Below are 1,538 nucleotides of genomic sequence, written 5' to 3' on the forward strand. Positions count from 1 at the left end.
GCTTCAACCAGCTTGCCGTGTGCGCTCCTCCACTTTCTCCTCAAGGTGCTGATTGAGCGACAACAACTCTCGATTACGCTCCGAGACTTGATTAAATAACGCGTTCAACGCGTCAAGTAGTGGTTGGGTCGAAGAATCACTTTTTCGCTCTTCTTGTTCATAGGCTTGTTGCGGAGTAAGCCCTGATTTATCGCTTCCACTTGTCTTGCCATATTTTGGTCAATACCCAAAATATGATAGGCCAACCAATGAATCAGAAAATGCAGTAATTGCTCTGCCGATTTTTTGTTTTCTTCCGAGATAAAGCTCTGCATACCCATGATGTCAGACATGAAAGCACGATGAATTTTGATATGGTATGCAAATGCTCGTGATAGACGCCGCGTACGCATCAAGTTCTCTTCTCTTTGAAGTGAAACTCAGCGTAAGCGAGACAGCTCAAACAACGCCATTTGCAATGTCTTGTATTGATTATCGTTATTTTCTGAAATCAACTCACCGTAACGGTTGATAAACCCCCACCAAATACTGATGTTGCTCATCAACATCTGCGATGCCGGTTTCAAAGTTTTTATCCCATTTGAATGAGTTCAATTGACAGCCCTTTAAAATGTGTCCGTTCTAACCGAACACTCTAAATCCACTCATTTTTGAGGGATTTTATAGTGAATTACAGACGAAAGAGCTTATAGAATGTTGAAAAAATGAGGTAGATCTAATTTGAACCGATATCACAAAACTCAAATCAATAGACCACCTCAATAGATAAGAAGAATCTAATTAATAAAATCAGATAGTTATCTTTAGAAATAATAATCTAGGCCAAGTTCAATAAAGTCATCTTTACGACCAAAGTATAGCAGGTCATTCGCGGTTTCATTTTCAAACAGCCATGCATCGATACGCCACTTGAGCTGATTGTTAATTCGGCTGCTCGCTTCGAGCTTAGCGTTGTAAACATCACTATTATCAAGATCTTGAGTCATCCCCATTAAGACTTCGGTGCCATCTTCATCATTGAAGGCAAAACGCAACCCGGCAAAACATCATTTGTCCTATCGTCTGAGCATTGTTTCCTCGGCTGTCATACAAGTATTCTGCAATAAAGCCGATATCAACGACGGAGTCCAACACGCCTACCCATGTGTATTCAAAACCAGCTCACAACACCGATGTGGTGATCGTCACTGTCTCGGTAAATGTTCTCAAGCTTCCACAGCCAATCGCCGATAATACCTTGGATATCAATGCCAACTTGAGACATTTGTGCGTAGTACGGTTTTATCTCCCCCCGCTCAAGCGATAGTAGGGATCACGATTGGTGCCTTTAAAATAGCTGACTCCAATATCCCAATCTCCAAACATTTTGCTATATCGAAAGGCAAAATCGATGTGTTTCTCTGCTTGCGAAGATTGATATACCGCATCTTGAGAAATGGGCGGATTAGGCCTTAGTCTTCCCTCTTCGCCCGAAAACTCGCTCACGAAATACGGCAGCACAAACCAATCTGTTGTTCCCACTCTTTACAACCGTCACA

General features: G+C 42.0%; 2 pseudogenes. Both read right to left on the bottom strand.

The features are described 5' to 3' along the window. Positions 1 to 12: 12 nt before the first annotated feature. A pseudogene (locus CIK04_RS27305) lies at positions 13 to 594 on the bottom strand (hemerythrin family protein); the annotation flags it as partial. Between the two features lie 209 nt (positions 595 to 803). Then, a pseudogene (locus CIK04_RS27310) lies at positions 804 to 1,538 on the bottom strand (hypothetical protein); the annotation flags it as partial.

Source organism: Vibrio sp. 03_296, from assembly GCF_002265885.1.